Below are 21,243 nucleotides of genomic sequence, written 5' to 3' on the forward strand. Positions count from 1 at the left end.
TTTAGTACCATCCTCTACGTTTGATGTTGGTATTCATACCGCGCATATTGTAGGTAAAGCTAAGCATGTAGTAGCGAGCCAATGTTTGGATACGTTCTTGTGATACGTAGTTTTGGTTGGCAAACTGATTTACTCCCAAGTTACGATTGAAAGCGTCGTATAGCGATAGTCTGATTTCTGCTTTTTTAGATTTTCCCAAAACCTTATAAATCGAAGAATTCAAAACAGGTACTTGCTGGTTAAACCCAAATCGGTCGTTGGTGTAAATTTGGTAATTGAAATTGGAGTTGATATAAAAATCTTTGGGCAAACGAATATTCATCGTACCTCCATAGGTCTGGGTCACAATCTTCTGATTTTGTGTGGTATTGATTGAGTACTTAGTGTTGCCTATGCTCCAGTTGGCATTGGGATAAAACGTAAACACATCGCTTGGTGTAAGATCAAGACGCACCCCAAAACGGAGGCTATTGGTATTGGTCTCATTCATAATGCCATTGATAGGCGTTAAGTTTTTGCTGATGCCCGGACTAGCATTGAAGTTGATAGTCGCTTTGGTTTTTTTCAGAGGAAAGCCAAAACCAATGTAAGAACCCAAATTTTGACCACCTGAAATGTTAACAGGTTTGGTGACAGTAATCAGTGTATTAGGGTCAACTTGTTGATTATAAATAATTTGATTGATATTGTAAGTGTAATAAAGGTTCACATTTAGGCTTGTAAAACTAGCGGGGTTAAACATATTATACCCCATGCTGATACCATGTGATAGCGACGGCAATAAATCAGGATTACCTTGACGAATCACGAGCGGGTTGCTATTGTCGATGATGGGCTGTAGGTCTCTTGTATTGGGTTGATTGACATTCACATTGTATCCTGACCAGAAATAACGGTTGTTTTTGAGGTCATAGCTAAAGGAGGCATTGGGGATTACCGTTGTGTAGTTTCGTTTTACATTGATAAAAGTATTGGGTTCTTGCCCAAGGCCAAATTTACCGTCGATTTGGAAAGTCTGAACCGCCAAGCCACCTGAGAAATTCAACCCTTTGTACGAATAACGAATACTGCTACCAAGTCGAGCGTAGTTATAATTGTTTTTATAATAACTACTGAGGCTATCTACTGGAATGCGTCGTCCATTTTCTTTGGCCAAATCAAATACATTACGATCTACAAAATCAGAACGATGACTTAAATTGACGAAGGTTTCGGAAAAGAAACGCTTACCTATAGGCTCAACAAATAGTAGGCTTGTTTTAAACAAATTGACACGGCTACCAGTGTTGTTGGTAAGATCCAGTAATTGTCTAATAACGTCGTTGGGATTGGTAGCATTGTAAAATAAATTGAGTGAATTTTGGTCAGCTACCCCGTCGTTGTTAGTAAAATTATAGGAAGCACTTGCGGCAAAACTCCGGCCTTTTTTCTTGAATTTATGACGATACAGAAGGGTATTTGCCGTCTCGATTTTGTCTACCAAAGTAGAATTGTTGATGGTACTTTCGTTCGATTTAAAATTGTTACTTCTCAAATATTCCGTAAAGCTACTCAAACGCGTATTACCAGCATTTAATCTACTATTGTTGCTGAAAATCAAAGTGTTGAGAGAGTCGATGGTTTGCTCGTGTCTAAAAGACAATCGGTGGTTACCTACAAAATTCACTTGATTGCTTTCTTCATTGGTTTGGAATGAACCATTCTGGAGGAAGTTTTCGCGGGTACGTAAGGCATCAAATACTTGGCGATTGGAGTTGTAATAATAACTAGCGTTGGTCTTGATTTTTTTGGTGTTACGGTTGTAGTTAATCCCCGCTGCGATGTTGTTGGAGTAGCCGCGGTTTAGTCCACCGCCTACTGGAATACTCAAGCCGCCGTCGTCGTCGCCGCCGATAGAAATATAATATCCTCCGCCTCCGCCACCAAATCCAAAGTCGCCGTTGTCGTTCCATTGATTAAAAGAACCACTTCCTCTAAAATCTTGATAATCATCCCACGACATCCCTGTTTGGTTGGTGTTGTTGGTAAGGCCGATGATTGAAAACTGATTTTTGTCGTCAAATTTGTTATAGTTTCCTTTGATTTCGCCGCGAGGGTTGGCGCTATTGTTACCGTCGAGTCCCACACCGGCTGTTACTTTTCCAAAACCACCTTTTTTAAAGCTGTCTTTCAGTTGAAGGTTTACGGTTTTTTCCTGCTTTCCGTCATCTACTCCCGTTACTTTTGATTGTTCGGTTTTATCATTGAAAATCTGGACTTTATTGATGGCTTCGGCAGGCAGGTTTTTGGTTGCCATTTTTGGGTCATCTCCAAAAAAACGTTTTCCATCTACGGTTACTTTTTGGACTTGTTGCCCCTGAGCGATGATATTGCCGTTTTGGTCGATTTGCACACCGGGTAGTTTACGAAGTAGGTCTTCGACCGTTGACCCTGGGGGTACTTTAAAAGAAGCAGGATTGTACTCGATGGTATCGCCTTTGATACTCATCGGGGCGCGAGCGGTTTTGATTACTACCTCAAAAAGCTCTTTGGTGATAGGCTTGAGTCTAAGCGTGCCCAAATCAATGAGTTCTTTATCACCAAAAACAATGTCTTTTTCAAGTGGAATAAATCCTACGTAGGTGATTTTGAGGAGATAGTCTCCTTTTTTGATATTGCGAAAAGAAAATGCCCCTTTTTCGTTGGTACGAGAAAAGTTGACAAGTGAGGAATCTTTTCGTTGTAGAAGCATTACCGTGGCTGAGCCTAATGGATTGGCTACTGTATCGGTAGTCATACCTTGAATCTGAAAACGACTGGGAGTGGTTTGGGCATACAATGCACTCAGGCATGGCCACAAGAATGCCAGGAGGAGAATTTTTCGCATGACTGTTGTTAGAATAGAGGTTTAAGAAAATGTGGTTAGATGGTGTATTTCTCAATACGGCTATTGAATCGTAAACGTACTAATGATTTAGTTTATTGTCAAGAAATATTAAAAATATATTTAAGAATGTTAGATATATAGAAATTTATAAGTAAGGAATGCTGCGGATATATACTTTATGATTATGAAAAGGTTACAGCTAAAAACAAAAAAAGAGCCAATTTGTGGTTGGCTCTTTTTGAATGATATAAAATCGCTTGAAATTAGAAGCGGAAGTGCGAAAACGCCTTGTTGGCTTCGGCCATACGGTGGGTATCGTCTTTTTTCTTTACAGAAGCACCTTCACCTTTTGACGCAGCAACGATTTCAGCAGCTAGACGGTCACGCATGGTTTTTTCACCGCGCAAACGAGCATACTTAATCATCCATTTCATACCTAAAGCTACCTTACGATCAGGACGAACTTCGGTAGGAACTTGGAAGTTAGCTCCCCCCACACGGCGGCTTTTTACTTCTACGGCAGGCATTACGTTGTTCAATGCGCGGCGCCAGATTTCGAGGCCATTTTCGTTGAGGCGTTTTTCGGCAATTTCCAAAGCACCATAGAAAATATCATAAGCGATGCTTTTTTTGCCTTCCAACATCAAGTTGTTTACAAATTTGGTTACCATTACATCCCTGTATTTAGGGTCAGGCAATAGGTATCTTTTTTTAGGTTTTGCTTTTCTCATTGTACTGAGTTGTTAATCAATGGAGGTTTCGTTTTGTTCAGCTTTATCGCTGATTTTAACTGATTCATCCCGAACTAACTTCGGAATTACTACCCTTTTATGCTATTGTACTGTCTTACGCAAACAAAAAGGACGGATTACTTCTTCTTACCTGGAGCTGGTTTACCACCTTTTCCTACAGGTGCTGCTTGACCTGGTTTCGGACGTTTTGCACCGTAAAGTGAGCGGCTTTGTTTACGACCGTTTACACCGGCTGTATCAAGCGCACCACGAACTACGTGATAACGCACCCCTGGAAGGTCTTTCACACGACCACCACGCACCAATACGATTGAGTGCTCTTGGAGGTTGTGGCCTTCACCTGGAATGTAAGCGTTGACTTCCTTCATATTTGATAAACGTACACGCGCTACTTTGCGCAAAGCCGAGTTTGGCTTCTTCGGGGTCGTGGTGTATACACGCGTACATACACCGCGGCGTTGTGGGCAAGAATCTAAAGCCGGAGACTTAGATTTCCACGTCATTTGTTCACGTCCTTTGCGTACTAACTGTGAAATAGTTGGCATTATATATTACTGATTATGAGAAAAATGGATATACCACCCCAAAAATGGGAGTGCAAAATTAGGGTCTTTCTTTGAAAAGACCAAGTGATAGACGATAAATTTGAAGATTAAATGATTGGGTGCTAGCTTTTTTAGCGTAAAGCTAGCTTGATAAGCTGCTCCACGGTGATTTGATCGCCTTCACGTTTGAGAATTGTGTCAACGCTTTTCTCGGCGGTAGGTTTTGGAATACCCAACATCACCAAAGCGGCAATCGCTTCGTTTCGGATTTGGCTGTTGGCTCCCAAGAATATGCTAGGCTGAGGAGCCGTGAGCCCTTCTTTTTTGATTTTATCTTTTAAATCTATGATGACTCTTTGGGCTGTTTTACTACCAATTCCTTTGATAGTCTGAATAAGGCGGACATCTTCTCCGACAATAGCTTGTTTGATTTCGGGAGCCGACAACGAAGAAAGCATAATAAGTGCCGTAGCCGAGCCTACCCCTGATACACTGATAAGATCTAGAAAAAGATTTTTTTCGGTAAGTTCTGCAAATCCATACAAAACATGAGCATCTTCCCTGATTTGTTGGTAAGTCAATATTTTACACACTTCACCAAGGTTAGGCAATGCACTGTAGGTTTGTAAAGAAATTTTTACTTCATAGCCCACTCCTCCTACATCCATGATAAGATATGCGGGATCTTTGTGGGCAAGTTTACCGTTTAGATAAGCTATCATATATTGTTGAGGAGATTAGCTCTTTGGTAATTTTTGTACCAAAGAGCTAATATTATTTTTGTGTCCAATAATCAACCACCAATACCTTGTCGAGGTAGGGACCCAGCACTTTGCCAAATGCTTTGTGGTCAGGGTGAGGTAGATATATGGCGCGGTCTTCTTCAGAATTGAAAGTCAAAAAGAAACAATGCGTAAATCCTTGGGCGAGGCCTTCGGGGCTATTGTTGGTGCCCCACTCAAAGCCTTTGATTTGTTTGATTTGGGTAGGGAGCTTTCTAAAAGCATCCTCTACTTGTTTTACTTGGGCTGGGGTAGTATTGTCTTTAAACTTAAACAATACTACGTGTCGTAGTACTTTGTCGTTTTTTTGGGCCATAGCGCCAAAGGCAAAAAAGGTTAGAAAAAGGGCTAAGAGTTTGATTTTCATGTAAGTGAAATTAATACATAAGAAAAAAATTGATTGAGATGCTGCCACAAAACTAGCCTGAGCAGTTGATACATTCGCCACTTTCATCTCTTACGCTACGTTCAAAATCACCGAGTTGTTCTTTCAATTCCAAGATTTCGTCTTCAATTTCGCAGCGTTCAAAGAGGGAAAGCTCGCCAGAGGCTATTTCTTTTTCAAGGGTTTTGAGTTTCACGCGCATTTCTGAAACTTCCATTAATGTTAAAGTTGCCATGAGATATTTTGGGAGTAAATTATGAAATTATGGTTTTGTGTTAATGCGAAAGTTACTAAAAAAGTTCGGAAAAATTTATTGAATTACGGAGTTGTTGTACCACCATTCGTCATTTTCCCAGTAGTTTTCCCACCCTAAATGACGATACTTTTTATTGATTTCAACTTCTCGTTCGCCAATCGAAAATTCGGTCAAAATTTGATTTGCAAAAGCAAACAAATCTTTGGCCCATACCACAGGCTTGGTGAGATTTTGCTGATAGCTTCGCCACGTACCCTCAAATTTGAAACCACTAGCTTGGGCAGGTGCATTTGGCGAAAAATACCATAATTCTGTATTTCCGTCCTTTTTTTCAAAGAAGTCAATCAACATTTTGCCCGAAAATAGGCCCGACGCCTTGGTGCTTGGTTCTTCTTTTAGCTCAAAAGTAGCTTCGGCAGTGTAGGCTTCTTTAAGGTCAAACCCACCTTCGTCGTAATGCTCCTCCTTAAGATTAGGGTCTTTGAAGGTACTGAGATTGTGAAACGTAAGCGTGCCTTCAAAGGGGATAATATTGTTTTTAAAGCGATTTTTGCCAGACACGTGATAAACATGAGGCTGTAAAGAATCTTTTTTGAAGTTTGAAAAATAAAATTCAATACGATGATAATCATTGCCATAAAAACCATCAAAGCGATTGGCATATCCTCCCTCGGGGGTAGCATCAAAAAATAATCCACTTAGGTCATGATTGCTGAAAAAAGCCGCTCTTTTGTCGTCCGACAATCTTTGTATTTTAAGCGCTTTGAGGGGGGCAGTGGTATCACGCCGAAGAGAGTCTATGGCTTCTTTGTGCGTAATGAGCTTAAGCGGAACGGCGGTAGGTTTGGTATTTTCTTTAGCTTGGCGAGCGCAAGCATACCAAAGCAAACTAACGGCTAACATCCCTAAGGCAATTTTTTTCATCGACGCACTATTTATCTAGCTTTTTGCAGGATTTTTTTTGCTAAATCATTATATATCAAAATCTCTACTATCATCAAATTGATCACCCAAGAGGCCCAGGTGACTGTGAGGTAAGTTTCGATAGGTTTGGTATAAAAAAAATAGACCATTCCAAAACTTCCTATGCGCAAACTCATGGCAGCCAGAGTGACGGCGTAGCTTCGCATCATCCATTCAACGTGCTTTTGCCAGTGTTGCTTTACAATTTCGCGCCATGCGACCCAAGTGATAAGCCACCATACGACACATTGAAGCGAAAAGCCTACTTTGGCAGGAAGGCCTCCGTTGGCATAGTATCCTAAAACCAAACCTGAGGGTGCGGCCAAAATCAATATCGAAAATACATAAATTTTTCCAAGGAGGCGATGCCCGTTGGAATATTTTTTAAGAAATAGCGGAACAAATTGAAATATTCCTATAGTCATTACCCATGCACTGCTCAGTATATGTACGTAAAAGGCTGTGGTAAAGCTTTTTTTGCTTAAGACAGCATTGGTTTTTGTTGTTAAAAATCCAATTTCTGATTCGAAGCTAAGGTAAGGTATTATTTTGGTAAACATAAGCAGCGTAAATGCCGCTACTGAAAATAGGAAAAGAATATATATGAGGGGTGTCGTACGCATTAACTTTCTTGCATTTTTTGCCGACACATTTCCAGAGCAGTAAAAAATTGGTGATTCACTGCGGATTCATGTTCCCAATTGCCTAGCCCACTTTGTATTTTTTCGATGATTCTACGTAAATGATTTTTACGACTTTTTACTACCCACGACAAATTAATTCCAAGCACCACCAGCATATCGTTAATCCGTTGTTGAAGTATTTCATCTAATTCGGTATTTGCAATAAAAACGTGCAATTGATTGTCGTACTCCAAAAGCTTAAAAGGGTCGTAGTCGCTCAAATCGGGTTTTAGGATATAATCTACAGCTTTCTCTCTTTTATGTTTATCATTGATGTCTTTCGAAACCATAAAAAAATTACTCCATAGCCAGCCTTGTGTTGGTTTTAAATTAGGGTCAAAATGGTCTAAAGCACCGCTAAATTCTGGTTTTTGGGAACAATATTTTCCATTGTCCCAAAGCTCAAATTGATAATATTCATCATCACATAAACTAATTTCACTATAAGCACATACTCCTTTTTGGCAATGAAATAAGTTCATAACTACATCATAATAGTATTTGCCATTCGAAGAATTATAGAAGGGATGATTGTCGTAGAAACCTTCCTCCCAATTTTTATAAGCTGTGGAAAAGATTTGTGTTTTATCAATTTTCTGCATCGTATTCCCAATCTAATAAATTCGCCAATTTTTCAAATTGGGCTTGCAGCTTTTGTTTTTCTTCCATCGAAAGCTGACCGTTGTCTTTGTGAAGTTTGCTACGTAATGTTGCCAACTCCATCAATTTACGCGTACGTGCCTCGTTACTGTCATTATCTAAATCAAATATCCGAGTCAAAATAGAATCCCAACGAAGATAGCGAGGGTCTATGGTATAATTGTCAACGTGATTTTCTTTTTGTGAGTCATAGTATAGCTCTCTGTACACACTGCCATCGGGTTTAAATTTGAGTTCGACGATTTCCCAAGGTTCAAAACAAGAAGCAATCAAAGGAGAGTGCGTAGCAAAAAAGAATTGACAATCGGTGGATAAGCTTGTATAAAAATCTATGATTTTAGTCTGAATATCAGGGTAGAGAGACCGTTCTGGTTCGTCAAATAGAATTATCGTTTTTGTAGGCTTTGAAGCATACAAGGGAAGTGTTGTTAAAATAATCTGTTTGGTACCAGTGCTCAATAAATTGTTTGGAACTTCTTTTCCCTCGATTGTCTCAATTTTAATAGTTTTTATATCTTCTGTCTTTTTAAAATCTAAGCTTTGTTTCACTCTCAAATAAAATTGAGAAAGAAGTTTATCTAAGTAGTTGTCTGCTAAATCTTTGAGAGGGTTTGGTCGGCTTTTTTGCCATTCGTTAAATTTATCCAGTTCGGTCTGAAGTAGTTCTTGATTAGTAGTAACCAATTCCGCTATTTCTAATTTTTTCTGAATTTCTTGTTCTCTAAAAACAATTATATCTTTTATTATATCTTGCCAATACTGTAAATTTTCTCCTAAATCTTTGTCACCTGTATGAGCGTCAATGATTATAGGTAAGGAATACCGTGATTGTGAGTATTCAGCTCCATTCTTATAAACTAAGTAACCATTGTCAAATAAAGTAAACCGAATGTCATTGTCGCTATTTACATATTTTATAAAACTTAAATTTTTATTATTAAAATCCAAGGGAGTAGTAATCTGATTATTGTTAAACAAATCAGATTTGGTAGTAGGGTCTGAATAATATTTTTTTTCAGCTGGCTTGGGCTTGGCAAGCTTATTTAACAAACTCGTTTTCCCTGTGCCGCTTTGGCCGATAATACAGACTTTATCCAGCGGTTTCCCTGCTTTGGGGTGCCCCGCTGGATAAGTTAAGTCCAATTCAAAGTCTTTAAATTGGTGATAGTCTTTTATGTAAATATGAGAAACTTTCATTTTACAAATACTTCATATAAGTTGACAAGTCCTTGTCGCCGCGTCCAGAGAGATTGATGACGACTGTTTCGTCGGAAGTAGCTTTCAAATACGACAAAACCGCCAAGGCATGAGCGCTTTCTAAGGCTGGAATGATTCCTTCTAATTTGGAAAGCTCCATCGCTGCTTTTACTGATTCATCATCCGTAATGGCATAAAACTGCGCCCGATGCGTATCATGCAAATGTGCGTGAAGTGGCCCGATACCTGGATAGTCCAAACCCGCAGAAATAGAGTGTGGCTCGACTACTTGCCCGTCTTCGGTTTGCATCAAAATACTTTTGCTACCGTGCAAAACTCCCATTTTTCCAAGAAATGTGGTGGCTGCTGACATCCCCGAACTAATTCCATGTCCGCCTGCTTCGGCAGCAATGAGTTTGACGGAAGTATCATCTAAAAAATGAAAAAAAGCACCAGCGGCATTGGAACCTCCCCCTACACACGCAATGACATAGTTAGGAAGTTCGGAGCCTGTTTTTTCTAGTAATTGCTTTTTGATTTCTTCCGAAATGACCGATTGAAAACGCGCCACCATATCGGGATAAGGATGTGGCCCTACTACCGACCCAATGATATAGTGCGTGTCGGTAGGATTGTTGATCCAATGTCGCATGGCTTCGTTGGTAGCGTCTTTGAGGGTTTGTGAGCCACTCGTAGCGGGGCGTACTTCTGCTCCGAGCATGCGCATACGAGCCACATTAGGCGCTTGACGTTCGATGTCAATCGCACCCATATATACGATACATTCCATGCCCATCAACGCACATACAGTGGCTGTTGCCACGCCATGTTGACCGGCTCCCGTTTCGGCCACGATTTTGTTTTTACCGAGGCGTTTGGCAAGCAATATCTGACCGATTGTGTTATTTACTTTGTGAGCACCCGTGTGGCAAAGGTCCTCACGCTTAAGGTAGACGTTGGTATTGTATTTCTCAGAAAGTCGTTTCGCAAAATATAGCGGCGTAGGGCGGCCTACATAATCGCGCAACAATCCGTGAAATTCTTCCTGAAAATCAGGCTGTGCGATGATTTGGAGGTAGTTTTCTCGAAGCTCTTCCACGTTAGGATATAGCATTTCGGGAATATATGCCCCTCCAAACTGCCCGTAGTAGCCACGGGTATCCACTTGGAAAGGGGAGTTTACTAACGTTGTCATGGGATGCTCTATTAAATTAGATTCTGAAAAAGTGATAAAACAAAGGTCGATTTTGTGGGCTGGTGTAACATAAAGAGCGATTTAGGCTTCTACTTCTTCGGCGGCAGGTCTAACCATTTCCATAAGTTGTTTTAGTTTCTCAATGTCTTTGATGGCTGGTTCTGTCTCAAACTTGCTGTTTACGTCTAAACCAAAAATGGCGTTTTCGAGTTTAGAAACATCTTCAATATTTTCGAGCGATAGCCCACCACTTAAAAAGAAAGGTTTGTCGTTGTCGTAGCGCTTAAGAACGTCCCAGTTAAACGTAATGCCATTCCCGCCTGGCTGAGTGCCTTTGGCGTCGAAGAGAAAAAAGTCGCAATGAGGTTTGTAATTGTTGAGGGTTGCGAAGTTGAAGTTTTCATCTACCGAAAACGCTTTTATGATATTAGCACCACGCATTTTGAGGGTTCGACAAAAGTCAGGTGTTTCATGACCATGCAGTTGTACAAACTGTAAATCGTATTTCTTGACATTTCTGAGAATAAAGTCGGGATTGGCATTGACAAAAACACCTACTTTTTTGATAGGTTTTGGTATATTTTTTACAAACTCTTCATCAAGGGCTTCTCCCACAAAACGAGGAGATTTGTCATAAAAAATAAAACCTATAAAATCAGGTTTCAACTCAAGTAGTTCAGCTAAATTAGCTGTGTCGCGCATTCCACAAACTTTAATCTTCATCATAGTAGTAGGTACTTTATGGTTGTTAGTTGATGCTCATTTGAAACTCATCGATGAGGTTTTTGAGCGCAAGTCCAGGGTCGTCAGTAGTCATAAACGATTCTCCAATCAAAAACCCTTGGTAGCCAGCAGCTCTGAGTTTTTGAATAGTTTCGGCATTTTTGAGACCACTTTCTGATATTTTGACGAAATCATTTGGAATAAGTTGCGCTAATTCCAAAGAAGTTTCGATAGAGGTTACAAAAGTTTTAAGATTTCGATTGTTGACTCCTACCATATCCACAAATTCACATATACTTTGTTCCAATTCTTCTTGGTTGTGGACTTCTAGCAAAACCTCTAATCCTAGGCTTTGGGCTTTTTGACCCAAATGCCGAACTTCGGCAGGAGTAAGATTGGCGGCAATGAGCAAAATCACATCGGCCCCTATCGCCTTAGCTTCCCATAGCTGGTATTCGTCAATCATAAAATCCTTGCGAAGCATAGGAGTGTAAGGATTGGCCGCGCGCGCTTTGGCAAAGTCGTCGAAAGTGCCTCCAAAAAACGCTGTATCTGTCAAGACCGACAAGCCATTAGCCCCTGCTTCTACGTATCCTTTGGTGACGATTTCGGGCAAAAGACGGTCATTGATAATGCCTTTGGAAGGTGATTTGCGCTTAAACTCAGAGATAATACCTGATGCGCCTTCCGCTTTAAGGGCATTTTTAAGTGAGATGGTCTGACGCGTGAAAAGAGGAGCTTGTTCGAGTTGTTCGAGGCTTACTTTAGCTTTGGCCGCTTCTACTTCTGTGCGCTTATGGGCTATTATTTTATCTAAAATATTCATTAAGGTTCAAAAATTTTACTGACAGATATTTCAAGGTTTGGAATCACACTGGATCTGATAATGTCGTTTTCTGTATAAGGACGTAAACCTATATATTTCCCTTCATCATTAAGAACATATACAATGATGACATTGTCGTTAGGTTCGACTAACCAATATTCTTTTACCCCATTTTCTTCATACACTTGAAATTTGTCGCTCATTTCTTTTTTTGTATTGCCTGGCGATAAAATCTCAACAATCATATCAGGGGCACCTAAGCATCCGCGCTCATCGAGTTTTGTGGGATCGCAAATCACACAAATATCAGGTTGTACTACTGTATAAATCTGATTGTCTGTGTGCTTGCTTTGTCGCGGGGTAAGTCTGACATCAAAAGGAGCAGCATATACTTCACATAGCTGTCCATCCAGTAAGAGGCTGATAGGGGTAAATATTCTTCCTGAAATCTTTTGGTGCCGTCGGGCAGGAGCAGGCGACATATTGAAAATTTTCCCCTTGATGAGTTCAATGCGCTCATCGAAGGTCCATTTCAAATAGTCGGCATAAGTATAGATACCGCTTGGATTTAAATCTTTTATACTTAGTACTCCCATATCAATCTTCAATTAGTTTTTTGAAACAAGCCAGTGCTTTTTTGCTTTCTAATGATTCGCGGGCAGTGGCAATGGCATCCGACAACGACAGAGAGGGGTTAGCAGCATAAATAGCTAAACCAGCATTGGCCAATACTGCCTGTTTTTGGGCAGGAGTGGCTTCGTCTTGAAGTACATTTAAGAAAATATCAGCTGATTCTTTGAGGCTACTCCCTCCCGATAATTCGCTAGGCGCAAGAATGTCTAAGCCGAGATGAAGCGGCGAAAGAATTTGCTCGCTTTGAGCTGTAGTTATTTTAAAATCACCCGTCAAAGACACTTCATCATAACCGTCTAAAGCGTGAACAATCACATAATAATGCTTGGATTGCTGGTAAAGATAGGCATAAAGTCTGGCTAATTCAAGGCTAAATACTCCGACCAACTGTTTTTTGGGAAAACAAGGATTGGTAATAGGGCCTAACATATTGAAAAATGTTTTGATGCCTAATTCTTTCCGAATAGGTGCTACGTATTTCATCGCAGGATGAAAAAGTGGCGCGTGTAGATAGCAGATATTTGCAGTTTCGATTTTTCGAGTGAGATAATCTACATCGTTTGAAAACTTAATCCCCAAATACTCAAGAACAGTAGAAGAGCCTACCAAACTCGATACGCCGTGATTGCCGTGTTTGGCAATACGCTGGCCCGTGCCGGCTACCACAAAAGCCGAAAGCGTGGAAATATTGAAAGTGTCTTTGCCGTCACCGCCCGTGCCGCATACGTCCATGGGGTCAAAAGCCGAAAAATCAAGGGGAAGGCACAACTCCAACATCGCATCCCGAAATCCTCTTAGTTCTTCTACGGTAATTCCTCTAATGGCAAAAATGGTAAGAAAGCTCGCTGTTTGAGACGGGTTAAATTCGCCTCTTCCTATGCCGAGCAAGGTTTGATAGGCCGTTTGGTGGTCGATGGTTTGGTAATTGAGGAGATGATTGAGCGTAGCCTTCATTGGTGGGGTAAAGGTCAAATATTACTGGTTTTGTTTGATTTGGGCTAAAATATCAGCCGCGCCTTGGGCCAAAAGCGCTTCGGCTAGTTGAGTTCCTACGGATTCGCGTTTAGAGCGTGAACCATTGAGGGTCTGTTTGAGAAGGGTGTTTCCGTCTAAACTTACCACTCCTCCTGTCATCACTAAGGAGTCGGCTTGTAAAGTAGCTAACCCAAAAACGGGTACACTACATCCTCCCTGTAACCGTCGCAGAAAAGCCCTCTCGGCCAAAAGACAGGTTTCGGTATCTGCATGATTGAGCAATGACCTTATTTTATCACGTTTGGTAGGGTCGAGGGTTTGGCTACATTCAATAGCCACGCTTCCTTGACCTACCGCAGGTGTAAATTCGTCTAAAGAGAGGTGCTCAGCAATCAATTCGTCGTATTCCATGCGATGAACGCCTGCAAATGCCAACAAAATGGCATCGCATTGGCCTTCGTCTAATTTACGAAGTCGGGTTTGCAGATTGCCGCGCATATCGACTGTGCGGATATGGGGATAAAAATGTTTGAGCAAAGCTACTCGTCTCGTAGAAGAAGTTCCTACCGTAAAGCTATCGCCCCCTTTGAGAGAAAGTGAAGTATTACGGCTCACCAATACATCATTGACTTGTTCGCGCTCAGTAAAGGCGATTAGATTGAGGTCCTCATCAAGCTCTGATTGTAAATCTTTGGCACTATGAACTGCGATATCGATACGGCCATCGCGGAGCTGGTCTTCAAGCTCTTGCGTAAAGACGCCTTTACTACCGATTTTGGACAAAGAACGGTCAAGGATTTGATCACCTTTTGTCTCGATGAGTACGATTTCGGTCGGAAGTCCTCCTTTTTGCAATAAATTTTCGACATAATAAGCTTGCCAAAGTGCCAAACGGCTGCCGCGTGTTCCGATTTTGATAGGAGTCATGGAAAAAATGGGTATAGCTGCTTGATTATTCCAAGCTTTTTTTTGCTTCTGATTTTAGAGTTTCTTTGTTGATGGGCACTACGCCTACGTGCTCGCATACAAGCCCCCCGCCGAGGTTTGAAAGTTCGGCAACGATATTGGGTGGGAGCTTGAGCGCAAGGGCACACGCGGCAATGCTGATGACTGTGTCACCCGCACCCGACACATCTGCAATTTCGCGCTCGTGAGCGGCAATACGGTGTTGTTGGTCAGAGAAATCGATATAAACCCCTCTTTCGGAAAGGGTTACAAAAGCGCCTTTGGCATTTAGTTCGTGGCGTAATTTTTTGACAACCGCTTTGAGTTCCTCTTCTTTTCTTACATCAAAATCTACTTTCAAGCCCTCTTTAAGTTCTTTAAGATTAGGTTTAAAAAGGGTTACATTTTGATAAGCCAAGAAATTCCGCTTTTTAGGGTCTACTACCGTCGGAATATCGTGAAGATTGGCATAATCCGTAATTTCTTTGATGACATTGGGACACAACACGCCTTTGTCATAATCCTGAAACAGAACTACATCACAGTTTTTCATCAACTCCTTCGCTTTGTCGATGAGCTGTGCTTGCTCTTCTAAAGTGATGACTTTATCAGTTTCGGTATCTACTCTGACGACTTGCTGTGAACCCGCAATGATGCGTTCTTTGATAGTAGTGATACGGTCGGGACTTTGGAGGATGCCGTCGGTTCGCAAGCCTCTTTTAGTTAGTTCTTCCAACAAATTTTGACCTTGGGTATCGGTACCAATCACCGAACAAATGATAGGCTCAGCCCCTAGCGCATGCACATTCAGAATGACATTGCCAGCGCCGCCCAAACGGTATTCGCGGTGATGTGCTACTACCACAGGCACAGGAGCTTCGGGCGAAATTCGTTCTACTTTTCCCCATACATACGCATCCAACATCACATCTCCTACAATCAGTACTCTTAGGTTGGGGAAAGAGTCAAATATTTGATCAACTGTCATTTTATAAAAATCAAATTTGATAAATGAATGATTAATGAAGAGGTTTGTGTATTTGGAATAATCTTCTAAAACACCCTACTTCAAATAAGGCAGAAGAATCTGCAAAAGGCGATTGCTGCCTATCAATCAAAAATACGAGGTGAAAGTAAGTATTTGGGTCGCTACTTACTTCCAACTTTTATGGTAGAAATGTATTTTTAAATAGCGAGCCAATTTTGCAACATTTGTTTGCCATGCTCAGTCAATACCGATTCGGGGTGAAACTGCACCCCTCTTACATCATAAGTATTGTGATGAAGGGCCATTACTTCCCCGTTTTCGTCGACGGCGGTGATAGTCATGGTATCAGGGACGGTCGCACCTACCACCGTCCATGAGTGGTATCGACCTACTTGAAAAGAGGAAGGAAGCCCCTGAAAAAGAGGCTCAGAAGGGTCTGTGACGATTGCTTTATCGCTAATTCCATGCAATACGTCCGACATATTGTTGAGGGTAGCGCCAAAAACTTCTCCAATACCTTGATGCCCTAAACATACTCCCATGATGCTCTTAGTGGGAGCGTATGTTCGAATCAAATCCTGCATGATACCTGCTTCGGAAGGAATGCCAGGGCCAGGAGATAGAAGAATTTTATCATACTGAGCTACCTCATCAAGAGATATTTTATCGTTGCGATGGACTTCTACATCGTCATGCAGCTCTCGTAAAATATAGACTAAATTATAAGTAAAAGAGTCGTAATTGTCAAGGACTAAGATACGCATTGGTGGATTAATGAAAAAGTGAGTAGGTAACCAAATATGTTTATTTTCAATTGAAAACACAAAAATACCATTTCCTATCTTACCTCAAACCTTCCGTTGGAGATAAGCATCATAATCAGGCAAAATGCTCTCGTAAGGCTGACTCATGAGAGGAGAGGTCATCAGGAAATCGGCGGAGGCGCGGTCGCAGGCAATCGGTATATTCCAGACTACTACAAGGCGAAGAAGGGCTTTGATATCGGGGTCGTGAGGCTGTGCCGACATAGGATCCCAAAAGAAAATCAATACATCAATCCGACCTTCGGCAATCATAGCGCCTATTTGTTGATCTCCGCCGAGAGGGCCACTCAAAAGCCGCGTTACGGGAGTATCTAAAGCCACTTCGAGTAGTTTGCCGGTGGTGCCTGTCGCATACAATTCATGAGGGATTAGTAGGTCTTTATTGTGCGAAGCCCATTGAATAAGATCTACTTTTTTGTGGTCATGGGCTACCAATGCGATACGTTTTCGAGCGGCAAGTTGACGAATATGCATTTTGTTAATAGTTTTAGAAAAACTTTTTGATGTCTTTAGGCTACAATTTTAAAACCCAATTTTGCCTTTGCGACCTGTGTTGGATTTACCTTCATAATAAGCTTTTAGCTCTTCCAATTCTTTTTCAAAACCTCCTGACAAAATCGGAAAACGGCACCAAGAGCGTGGATCGAGATTGAGGTCATCGAGATGAAAGCTCGGTGCATAGCGTTCTCGTTTCCATTGATTGCGACTCCACAATTTAAAAAATCTATCTACCGAAGTAAACAACATCTCACGGGAGTATTTTCCTTCAAAACGTACCTCCATGAATTTTAAACAATCAATAGGCGATTTTTTATCGCGGATGGCGACCTCTTCGATAGCATCCAATACTTCATAAGGCATCAAATCTTTTTCGTCGGTTTGCATTTTGTCTTTAGGGCGTAGTTCGGCCGTTGGCTGAAGGCTGTTTACTTTTTTCAAACCTTCTATTTTGATATGATACCCTTTGACATGGCAGCCGATAGTTTCGAGCCACACTAGCCACTCACGTAGCCAATGCTTGTCAATGCCCGCAATGGGACTAATACTCCCCGCCGTGTCGCCGTCCATTGTACAATAGCCCACCGCTACTTCGGAGCGATTAGAAGTCGCCAAGAGCAAATGCCCATAAAGGTTAGTCAACAACCATACACTTGGGGCACGTACCCTTGCTTGGATATTTTGAAGTGAAATATCATCTTGCTCCCAAGTCAAGTCTCGTCCAATCTGCTGCTCAATAAGTCCTTTATAAGTTTCGACGAGCCCATTGATGTTGACATTATAAAAGGTAGCACCAATCGAATCAGCCAAGCTTTCGGCTGATTCGTAAGTATCTTTTGAGCTATTTTCGGTACCTTGGTAGATGCTGTGAATCAATTGTTTGGCAATGCCTTCAATCGTGGTTTCAGCCTGAATTTTTTTGATATAACTTAGCTTTTGTTTGAAAGCCTCCAGACCTATGCTTTCGTCGGCTAGCCGAATCATCAAACCACACAGAGCCACGCAAGCGCAGGAATCGGCTCCCCCTGAAAGCGAAATCGTAAAACCTTGCGAACGAGATTTGCGCAAGTAATCAAACAAAGCCAAACATACCGCGCGCGCAAATTCTTCTTCTTTCAGGAAACCACCTCTTTCAAAAGGCTCTAACTCTGCTACTTGGTAAGCAGGGCTAGTTTCTGGCCATGCAAAAGTATCGGTGACTTTCCAATTGCCCGTTGGAAGAGAAGATTTAATTTGGGAGTGAGAAAGACGTGTGAGGTCAGTATCAATAACAGCCGCAGTAAGATGATAATCCGCATACCCAAATCGCGGACTTGACGCTAGTAAGGTGCCATCAGATGCAATCATTGCATCTCCGTCAAAAATAAGGCGGCCCGATTCGTTGCCAAGCAAATTGGTATAGACGTAACTGCATGAAAAAGAACGAGAACCGTCAATCACGAATCTTTCGCGGGTCAGGAATTTATGAAAGGCAAAAGGACTTGCACTTGGATTGAGCATAATATCCACCCCTCGCTCAAAATGAGAGCGTCCTGGTCGCAATGCTACCCAGGCATCTTCACATATTTCAAAGGCAATTCTGACGCCAGAGAGGTCAAAAACCAAATCGCCAATAGGATAGCTAAAATCGCCTACCTTGATTTCTTCTCGTGCTCCACTTGGCCAGCGATGAAACCACCTATCTTCATAAAACAAGCCATAGTTGGGAAGATGCTGTTTGGCCGTGAAACCTAGAATACGTTTGTTGGCAATCAAACAAGCCGTGTTATAAATTTTATTGTTGAAACGCAGAGGCAATCCTACTGAGACCACTATTCCACTCGTCTGATTTACTATTTCGTGAAGGCTTTCAAGGGCTTGATTAAGGGTGTTTTGACTATAAAAGGCATCGTCGCAACCATAGCCTGTGATGCACAATTCGGGTAGGCACAATAGGCTTATGTTTTGTTGACGCGCTTCCTCTATGGCATCAATGATAATCTTTTTGTTTGATTCCCACGCCAGGGGCGTTGTATTGATAGTTCCTGCGGCTACTTTGAGGAGTGGCATGTTTGAATAGGAGTTTATTTGGTACAAAATTGAGATTTCCGACGGAGAAAGCCAATCTATCTGCTTGAAACCTTTTAGGAAGATAAAAACGGGACGTAGCTAAGAAATATATTTGAGAGAAGGAGAATGTCTTTATTGACCTGTTATGTTAGTGAATATTTGTTATAAAAAGTCGCCATTTTAGGAGTGTGTCTGTCATTTTTCGCGCGTTAGACGTTGTATTGGTATATAAGTAACGTTGTTTTAGGATATTTTTTTGAAAGTTTTTCTGGACAATTATGCTATTTTTAATTTTTACGATACCAATCATTACATCTTAAAGTATGTACTCACTCTTGATCGCTGACTATGACTACGGTTATCTGCTCAATATCAATGAATTGCATCAAAATCACTCCCTAAAGACGTACTTGAAATTGAGGTTAATAGTACAAAATTAAGTTATATCTCGTGTTTAATTATGTATATACGTCAAAACAAGAAATTTGCATTTTTTAATTATAATGCGATAGGTGAAAAAATGTAAATATCTCATAGTTAATGAGATATAAGGTGAAGGGTTGTGAAATGTAGCTGTCATTTTTTTGGGTTAGACGCTAGAGATTAATAAAAGTCACGCCTAAAAGCGGGTAAGTTTTTTGGATAAAACTACTTTTGAGTAAAAGTGGCTATTTCTTCATAACCTTTTATTAATAGCTCTTTGAGCTGGGTCGAAACTTGTTCAGCGGCTTGTTTGCGTTTTTTTACATCTTGAAGAGTAATATTTTTCATATACAGTTCTACCTGATTATCAATACTTCCATTTTCGTCAATGTGCCAACCTGCGTTTTGGAGTAATGCCCATGTATCGGCTTCTTTGCTTCCACAAAACAGTATACTTCCTCCTGCCCCTATCGAACTCATAGCTTTGGAAGGAACCGCAATGTGCGTCCATTTAATGAGAAGACTTACTAGATGAACATCAATATAGCGTAGCTGACTACGAGGCACACTGTCCAAAATCGTAATACCAGCACGGTCTCTGGCAATTTGGAGTACTTTATCGGCTTTGGTACCATATAGGGCCAAAATGAGATGATGTTTTTGAGGATTGAGGTGCTTTATAAGTGCTAAAAGAAAAATATCAGAATGAGCATCTCCTAGATTCCCAGCATAGCCAAAGTAAATTTTATCGTCGTTGAGTCGCCATGAGGGGAGGTGGGGGTCAAGGGGTTGATTGAGAAGCACCCCACATGGTATAATAGTAGTAGCAATCTTCTTCCCATAGCTATTTTGGACATAGAATGCTTGATTGGGACCCAAGGCAAACAGGGCAGAGGGGGCAAAACGATAAGTGACCCAATGTACGAACCGATAAATAGGATTTGAGGCTTTGATTACACCATCCGCTGCAAAACCTTCGGGAAATAAATCCATCGACCATAAGGCCCATCGTACTCCAAACAATGGAAAAAGCCAAGAAGCCCAAAAAGGTAGAAGTGGAGGGCTTGTCATGCAGAGAACAGGGCCGCGTCGAACTTGTAAGGTTTTGATAATGAGAAAAAATCCGTCAAAAAAACCAGCGACAAGTTTTAAAAACCCTTTTTTGCCTTTATAAAGGGTTGGGATAGAGAATGTTTGGCCAATAGGCACTCGTACAGCCCCCCCCCCTAAATCACTTCTTTTGACATGGACGATACGGACTTCAAAGCCATGATATTCGATTAAGTATTGAGCCAAATCCCAGGCTGATTCTCCCGTGATACCAGGGTTGGGAGGGTAATGACGATTGACAATTGTGAGAAATTTGTTAGGCATTCCGCAAACTCAGTAAAATAAGCTGGAATTACAAAGGTTTATGTTTTGAATGAATCTATCACATTTTAAGAATCACAAAATTTTTGCGGGTGCTTTTTTTCGATTGATAAGACAGCCTACGGTTTCTGTTTTGTTAGGCGTAATAGTTTCCCCCTTTAGAAGTGCTTCTAAGGCAGTTTTAAGATAAAATTCGGTGGTTTTTGGGCGATATTTTCCTAATCCAAAAAACTGATTATCGATTGCACCACGGTATACTTCTTGATTTTGTGCATTGAACAATACTACTTCAGGGGTAGTTTTGGCGTCATACTGTTCGACGAGCTTATGTTTTTTGTCAATCACATAAGGGACGGAGAAGTTATACTCTTTGTTGAATTGCTTTACGGCAGATTTTTTAAGGGTTTTGGTCGAAAAAACTACCTTAAACGCAACATTTGTGTGATATTTCTCGTACAATTCTTGTAAACGTTGAGACGATTTTTGACAGATAGGACATTCCGTATCAAAAAAGATGAATACTTGTCCTTGGGCTTTACTTATGACTGGTAAGACCAGTATACCAAGCAGTAAAATAAGGGTTGAACGAAGTGTCATTTTTTTGTATATTTTTAGATTTGGGTATCAGAAAGAGGTCTTTATAAAACAATCAGCCTCCTGTTTCGTTTTTAAATTTGCAAATAATTTGGTAGAGTGTCATTTGA

The 21,243-nt window shown here is 41.0% G+C and carries 22 protein-coding genes; all 22 read right to left on the bottom strand.

Features of this window, described 5'->3' with window-relative positions:
- Position 1: 1 nt before the first annotated feature.
- Positions 2-2,866: an outer membrane beta-barrel family protein gene (locus P1X15_RS24215; protein WP_277340719.1), complete on the bottom strand. Its 2,865-nt coding sequence runs from the start codon at positions 2,864-2,866 to the stop codon at positions 2-4.
- 263 nt (positions 2,867-3,129) lie between these two features.
- Entirely contained in the window at positions 3,130-3,597 is a 468-nt protein-coding gene (gene rpsG, locus P1X15_RS24220; RefSeq protein WP_028663913.1) for a 30S ribosomal protein S7, read from the bottom strand.
- A gap of 137 nt (positions 3,598-3,734) precedes the next feature.
- Positions 3,735-4,163 carry a 30S ribosomal protein S12 gene (gene rpsL, locus P1X15_RS24225; RefSeq protein WP_028663914.1) on the bottom strand — a complete coding sequence of 143 codons (429 nt, stop codon included), beginning with the start codon at positions 4,161-4,163 and terminating at the stop codon, positions 3,735-3,737.
- Positions 4,164-4,294: 131 nt separating this feature from the next.
- Positions 4,295-4,885 (bottom strand): Holliday junction branch migration protein RuvA, encoded by a 591-nt coding sequence (ruvA, locus tag P1X15_RS24230; protein WP_277340720.1) that lies wholly within the window; start codon positions 4,883-4,885, stop codon positions 4,295-4,297.
- Positions 4,886-4,937: 52 nt separating this feature from the next.
- A complete protein-coding gene (locus tag P1X15_RS24235; RefSeq protein ID WP_409049704.1) occupies positions 4,938-5,312 on the bottom strand; it encodes a Dabb family protein in 375 nt (124 codons plus the stop codon).
- A gap of 52 nt (positions 5,313-5,364) precedes the next feature.
- Positions 5,365-5,565 (bottom strand): hypothetical protein, encoded by a 201-nt coding sequence (locus P1X15_RS24240; RefSeq protein ID WP_277340721.1) that lies wholly within the window; start codon positions 5,563-5,565, stop codon positions 5,365-5,367.
- Positions 5,566-5,640: 75 nt separating this feature from the next.
- Positions 5,641-6,510, bottom strand: a complete 870-nt coding sequence (locus tag P1X15_RS24245; RefSeq protein WP_277340722.1) for a hypothetical protein — start codon at positions 6,508-6,510, stop codon at positions 5,641-5,643.
- A gap of 11 nt (positions 6,511-6,521) precedes the next feature.
- Positions 6,522-7,172, bottom strand: a complete 651-nt coding sequence (locus P1X15_RS24250) for a DUF2306 domain-containing protein (protein WP_310586044.1) — start codon at positions 7,170-7,172, stop codon at positions 6,522-6,524.
- Positions 7,172-7,834: a hypothetical protein gene (locus tag P1X15_RS24255; protein ID WP_277340723.1), complete on the bottom strand. Its 663-nt coding sequence runs from the start codon at positions 7,832-7,834 to the stop codon at positions 7,172-7,174. Before P1X15_RS24255 ends, P1X15_RS24250 begins: the two co-directional genes overlap by 1 nt.
- A complete protein-coding gene (locus tag P1X15_RS24260) occupies positions 7,821-9,089 on the bottom strand; it encodes an AAA family ATPase (protein ID WP_277340724.1) in 1,269 nt (422 codons plus the stop codon). The genes P1X15_RS24255 and P1X15_RS24260 overlap by 14 nt, the downstream gene beginning before the upstream one ends.
- Before the next feature lies 1 nt (position 9,090).
- Entirely contained in the window at positions 9,091-10,284 is a 1,194-nt protein-coding gene (gene trpB / locus P1X15_RS24265) for a tryptophan synthase subunit beta (RefSeq protein WP_277340725.1), read from the bottom strand.
- An 81-nt stretch (positions 10,285-10,365) separates the two neighbouring features.
- Positions 10,366-11,007 (bottom strand): phosphoribosylanthranilate isomerase, encoded by a 642-nt coding sequence (locus P1X15_RS24270; RefSeq protein WP_277340808.1) that lies wholly within the window; start codon positions 11,005-11,007, stop codon positions 10,366-10,368.
- A gap of 25 nt (positions 11,008-11,032) precedes the next feature.
- On the bottom strand, positions 11,033-11,833 hold the full coding sequence (trpC, locus tag P1X15_RS24275) for an indole-3-glycerol phosphate synthase TrpC (RefSeq protein ID WP_277340726.1): 801 nt from the start codon (positions 11,831-11,833) through the stop codon (positions 11,033-11,035).
- On the bottom strand, positions 11,833-12,429 hold the full coding sequence (locus P1X15_RS24280) for a Uma2 family endonuclease (protein WP_277340727.1): 597 nt from the start codon (positions 12,427-12,429) through the stop codon (positions 11,833-11,835). The genes trpC and P1X15_RS24280 overlap by 1 nt, the downstream gene beginning before the upstream one ends.
- A gap of 1 nt (position 12,430) precedes the next feature.
- Positions 12,431-13,420, bottom strand: coding sequence for an anthranilate phosphoribosyltransferase (gene trpD, locus P1X15_RS24285; protein WP_277340728.1), 990 nt, complete (start codon positions 13,418-13,420; stop codon positions 12,431-12,433).
- 21 nt (positions 13,421-13,441) lie between these two features.
- A complete protein-coding gene (gene hemC / locus P1X15_RS24290; RefSeq protein WP_277340729.1) occupies positions 13,442-14,368 on the bottom strand; it encodes a hydroxymethylbilane synthase in 927 nt (308 codons plus the stop codon).
- Between the two features lie 25 nt (positions 14,369-14,393).
- The gene (locus tag P1X15_RS24295; RefSeq protein WP_277340730.1) at positions 14,394-15,374 is read right to left on the bottom strand and encodes a bifunctional heptose 7-phosphate kinase/heptose 1-phosphate adenyltransferase; all 981 of its coding nucleotides are present in this window, start codon (positions 15,372-15,374) and stop codon (positions 14,394-14,396) included.
- A 197-nt stretch (positions 15,375-15,571) separates the two neighbouring features.
- A complete protein-coding gene (locus P1X15_RS24300; protein ID WP_028663875.1) occupies positions 15,572-16,138 on the bottom strand; it encodes an aminodeoxychorismate/anthranilate synthase component II in 567 nt (188 codons plus the stop codon).
- An 84-nt stretch (positions 16,139-16,222) separates the two neighbouring features.
- Positions 16,223-16,672: a methylglyoxal synthase gene (locus tag P1X15_RS24305; RefSeq protein ID WP_277340731.1), complete on the bottom strand. Its 450-nt coding sequence runs from the start codon at positions 16,670-16,672 to the stop codon at positions 16,223-16,225.
- Between the two features lie 48 nt (positions 16,673-16,720).
- Positions 16,721-18,745 carry an NAD(+) synthase gene (gene nadE / locus P1X15_RS24310; RefSeq protein WP_277340732.1) on the bottom strand — a complete coding sequence of 675 codons (2,025 nt, stop codon included), beginning with the start codon at positions 18,743-18,745 and terminating at the stop codon, positions 16,721-16,723.
- A 648-nt stretch (positions 18,746-19,393) separates the two neighbouring features.
- Entirely contained in the window at positions 19,394-20,542 is a 1,149-nt protein-coding gene (locus P1X15_RS24315) for a hypothetical protein (protein WP_277340733.1), read from the bottom strand.
- A gap of 72 nt (positions 20,543-20,614) precedes the next feature.
- On the bottom strand, positions 20,615-21,136 hold the full coding sequence (locus P1X15_RS24320; RefSeq protein ID WP_277340734.1) for a redoxin family protein: 522 nt from the start codon (positions 21,134-21,136) through the stop codon (positions 20,615-20,617).
- Between the last annotated feature and the right edge of the window lie 107 nt (positions 21,137-21,243).

Origin of the sequence: Runella sp. MFBS21, assembly GCF_029433105.1 — a bacterium.
GTDB lineage: Bacteria > Bacteroidota > Bacteroidia > Cytophagales > Spirosomataceae > Runella.

Excerpts from the sequence above, each read along its gene's own strand:
- P1X15_RS24215 (WP_277340719.1), bottom strand. The coding sequence starts at position 2,866 with ATGCGAAAAATTCTCCTCCTGGCATTCTTGTGGCCATGCCTGAGTGCA.
- rpsG (WP_028663913.1), bottom strand. The coding sequence starts at position 3,597 with ATGAGAAAAGCAAAACCTAAAAAAAGATACCTATTGCCTGACCCTAAA.
- rpsL (WP_028663914.1), bottom strand. The coding sequence starts at position 4,163 with ATGCCAACTATTTCACAGTTAGTACGCAAAGGACGTGAACAAATGACG.
- ruvA (WP_277340720.1), bottom strand. The coding sequence starts at position 4,885 with ATGATAGCTTATCTAAACGGTAAACTTGCCCACAAAGATCCCGCATAT.
- P1X15_RS24235 (WP_409049704.1), bottom strand. The coding sequence starts at position 5,312 with ATGAAAATCAAACTCTTAGCCCTTTTTCTAACCTTTTTTGCCTTTGGC.
- P1X15_RS24240 (WP_277340721.1), bottom strand. The coding sequence starts at position 5,565 with ATGGCAACTTTAACATTAATGGAAGTTTCAGAAATGCGCGTGAAACTC.
- P1X15_RS24245 (WP_277340722.1), bottom strand. The coding sequence starts at position 6,510 with ATGAAAAAAATTGCCTTAGGGATGTTAGCCGTTAGTTTGCTTTGGTAT.
- P1X15_RS24250 (WP_310586044.1), bottom strand. The coding sequence starts at position 7,172 with ATGCGTACGACACCCCTCATATATATTCTTTTCCTATTTTCAGTAGCG.
- P1X15_RS24255 (WP_277340723.1), bottom strand. The coding sequence starts at position 7,834 with ATGCAGAAAATTGATAAAACACAAATCTTTTCCACAGCTTATAAAAAT.
- P1X15_RS24260 (WP_277340724.1), bottom strand. The coding sequence starts at position 9,089 with ATGAAAGTTTCTCATATTTACATAAAAGACTATCACCAATTTAAAGAC.
- trpB (WP_277340725.1), bottom strand. The coding sequence starts at position 10,284 with ATGACAACGTTAGTAAACTCCCCTTTCCAAGTGGATACCCGTGGCTAC.
- P1X15_RS24270 (WP_277340808.1), bottom strand. The coding sequence starts at position 11,007 with ATGAAGATTAAAGTTTGTGGAATGCGCGACACAGCTAATTTAGCTGAA.
- trpC (WP_277340726.1), bottom strand. The coding sequence starts at position 11,833 with ATGAATATTTTAGATAAAATAATAGCCCATAAGCGCACAGAAGTAGAA.
- P1X15_RS24280 (WP_277340727.1), bottom strand. The coding sequence starts at position 12,429 with ATGGGAGTACTAAGTATAAAAGATTTAAATCCAAGCGGTATCTATACT.
- trpD (WP_277340728.1), bottom strand. The coding sequence starts at position 13,420 with ATGAAGGCTACGCTCAATCATCTCCTCAATTACCAAACCATCGACCAC.
- hemC (WP_277340729.1), bottom strand. The coding sequence starts at position 14,368 with ATGACTCCTATCAAAATCGGAACACGCGGCAGCCGTTTGGCACTTTGG.
- P1X15_RS24295 (WP_277340730.1), bottom strand. The coding sequence starts at position 15,374 with ATGACAGTTGATCAAATATTTGACTCTTTCCCCAACCTAAGAGTACTG.
- P1X15_RS24300 (WP_028663875.1), bottom strand. The coding sequence starts at position 16,138 with ATGCGTATCTTAGTCCTTGACAATTACGACTCTTTTACTTATAATTTA.
- P1X15_RS24305 (WP_277340731.1), bottom strand. The coding sequence starts at position 16,672 with ATGCATATTCGTCAACTTGCCGCTCGAAAACGTATCGCATTGGTAGCC.
- nadE (WP_277340732.1), bottom strand. The coding sequence starts at position 18,745 with ATGCCACTCCTCAAAGTAGCCGCAGGAACTATCAATACAACGCCCCTG.
- P1X15_RS24315 (WP_277340733.1), bottom strand. The coding sequence starts at position 20,542 with ATGCCTAACAAATTTCTCACAATTGTCAATCGTCATTACCCTCCCAAC.
- P1X15_RS24320 (WP_277340734.1), bottom strand. The coding sequence starts at position 21,136 with ATGACACTTCGTTCAACCCTTATTTTACTGCTTGGTATACTGGTCTTA.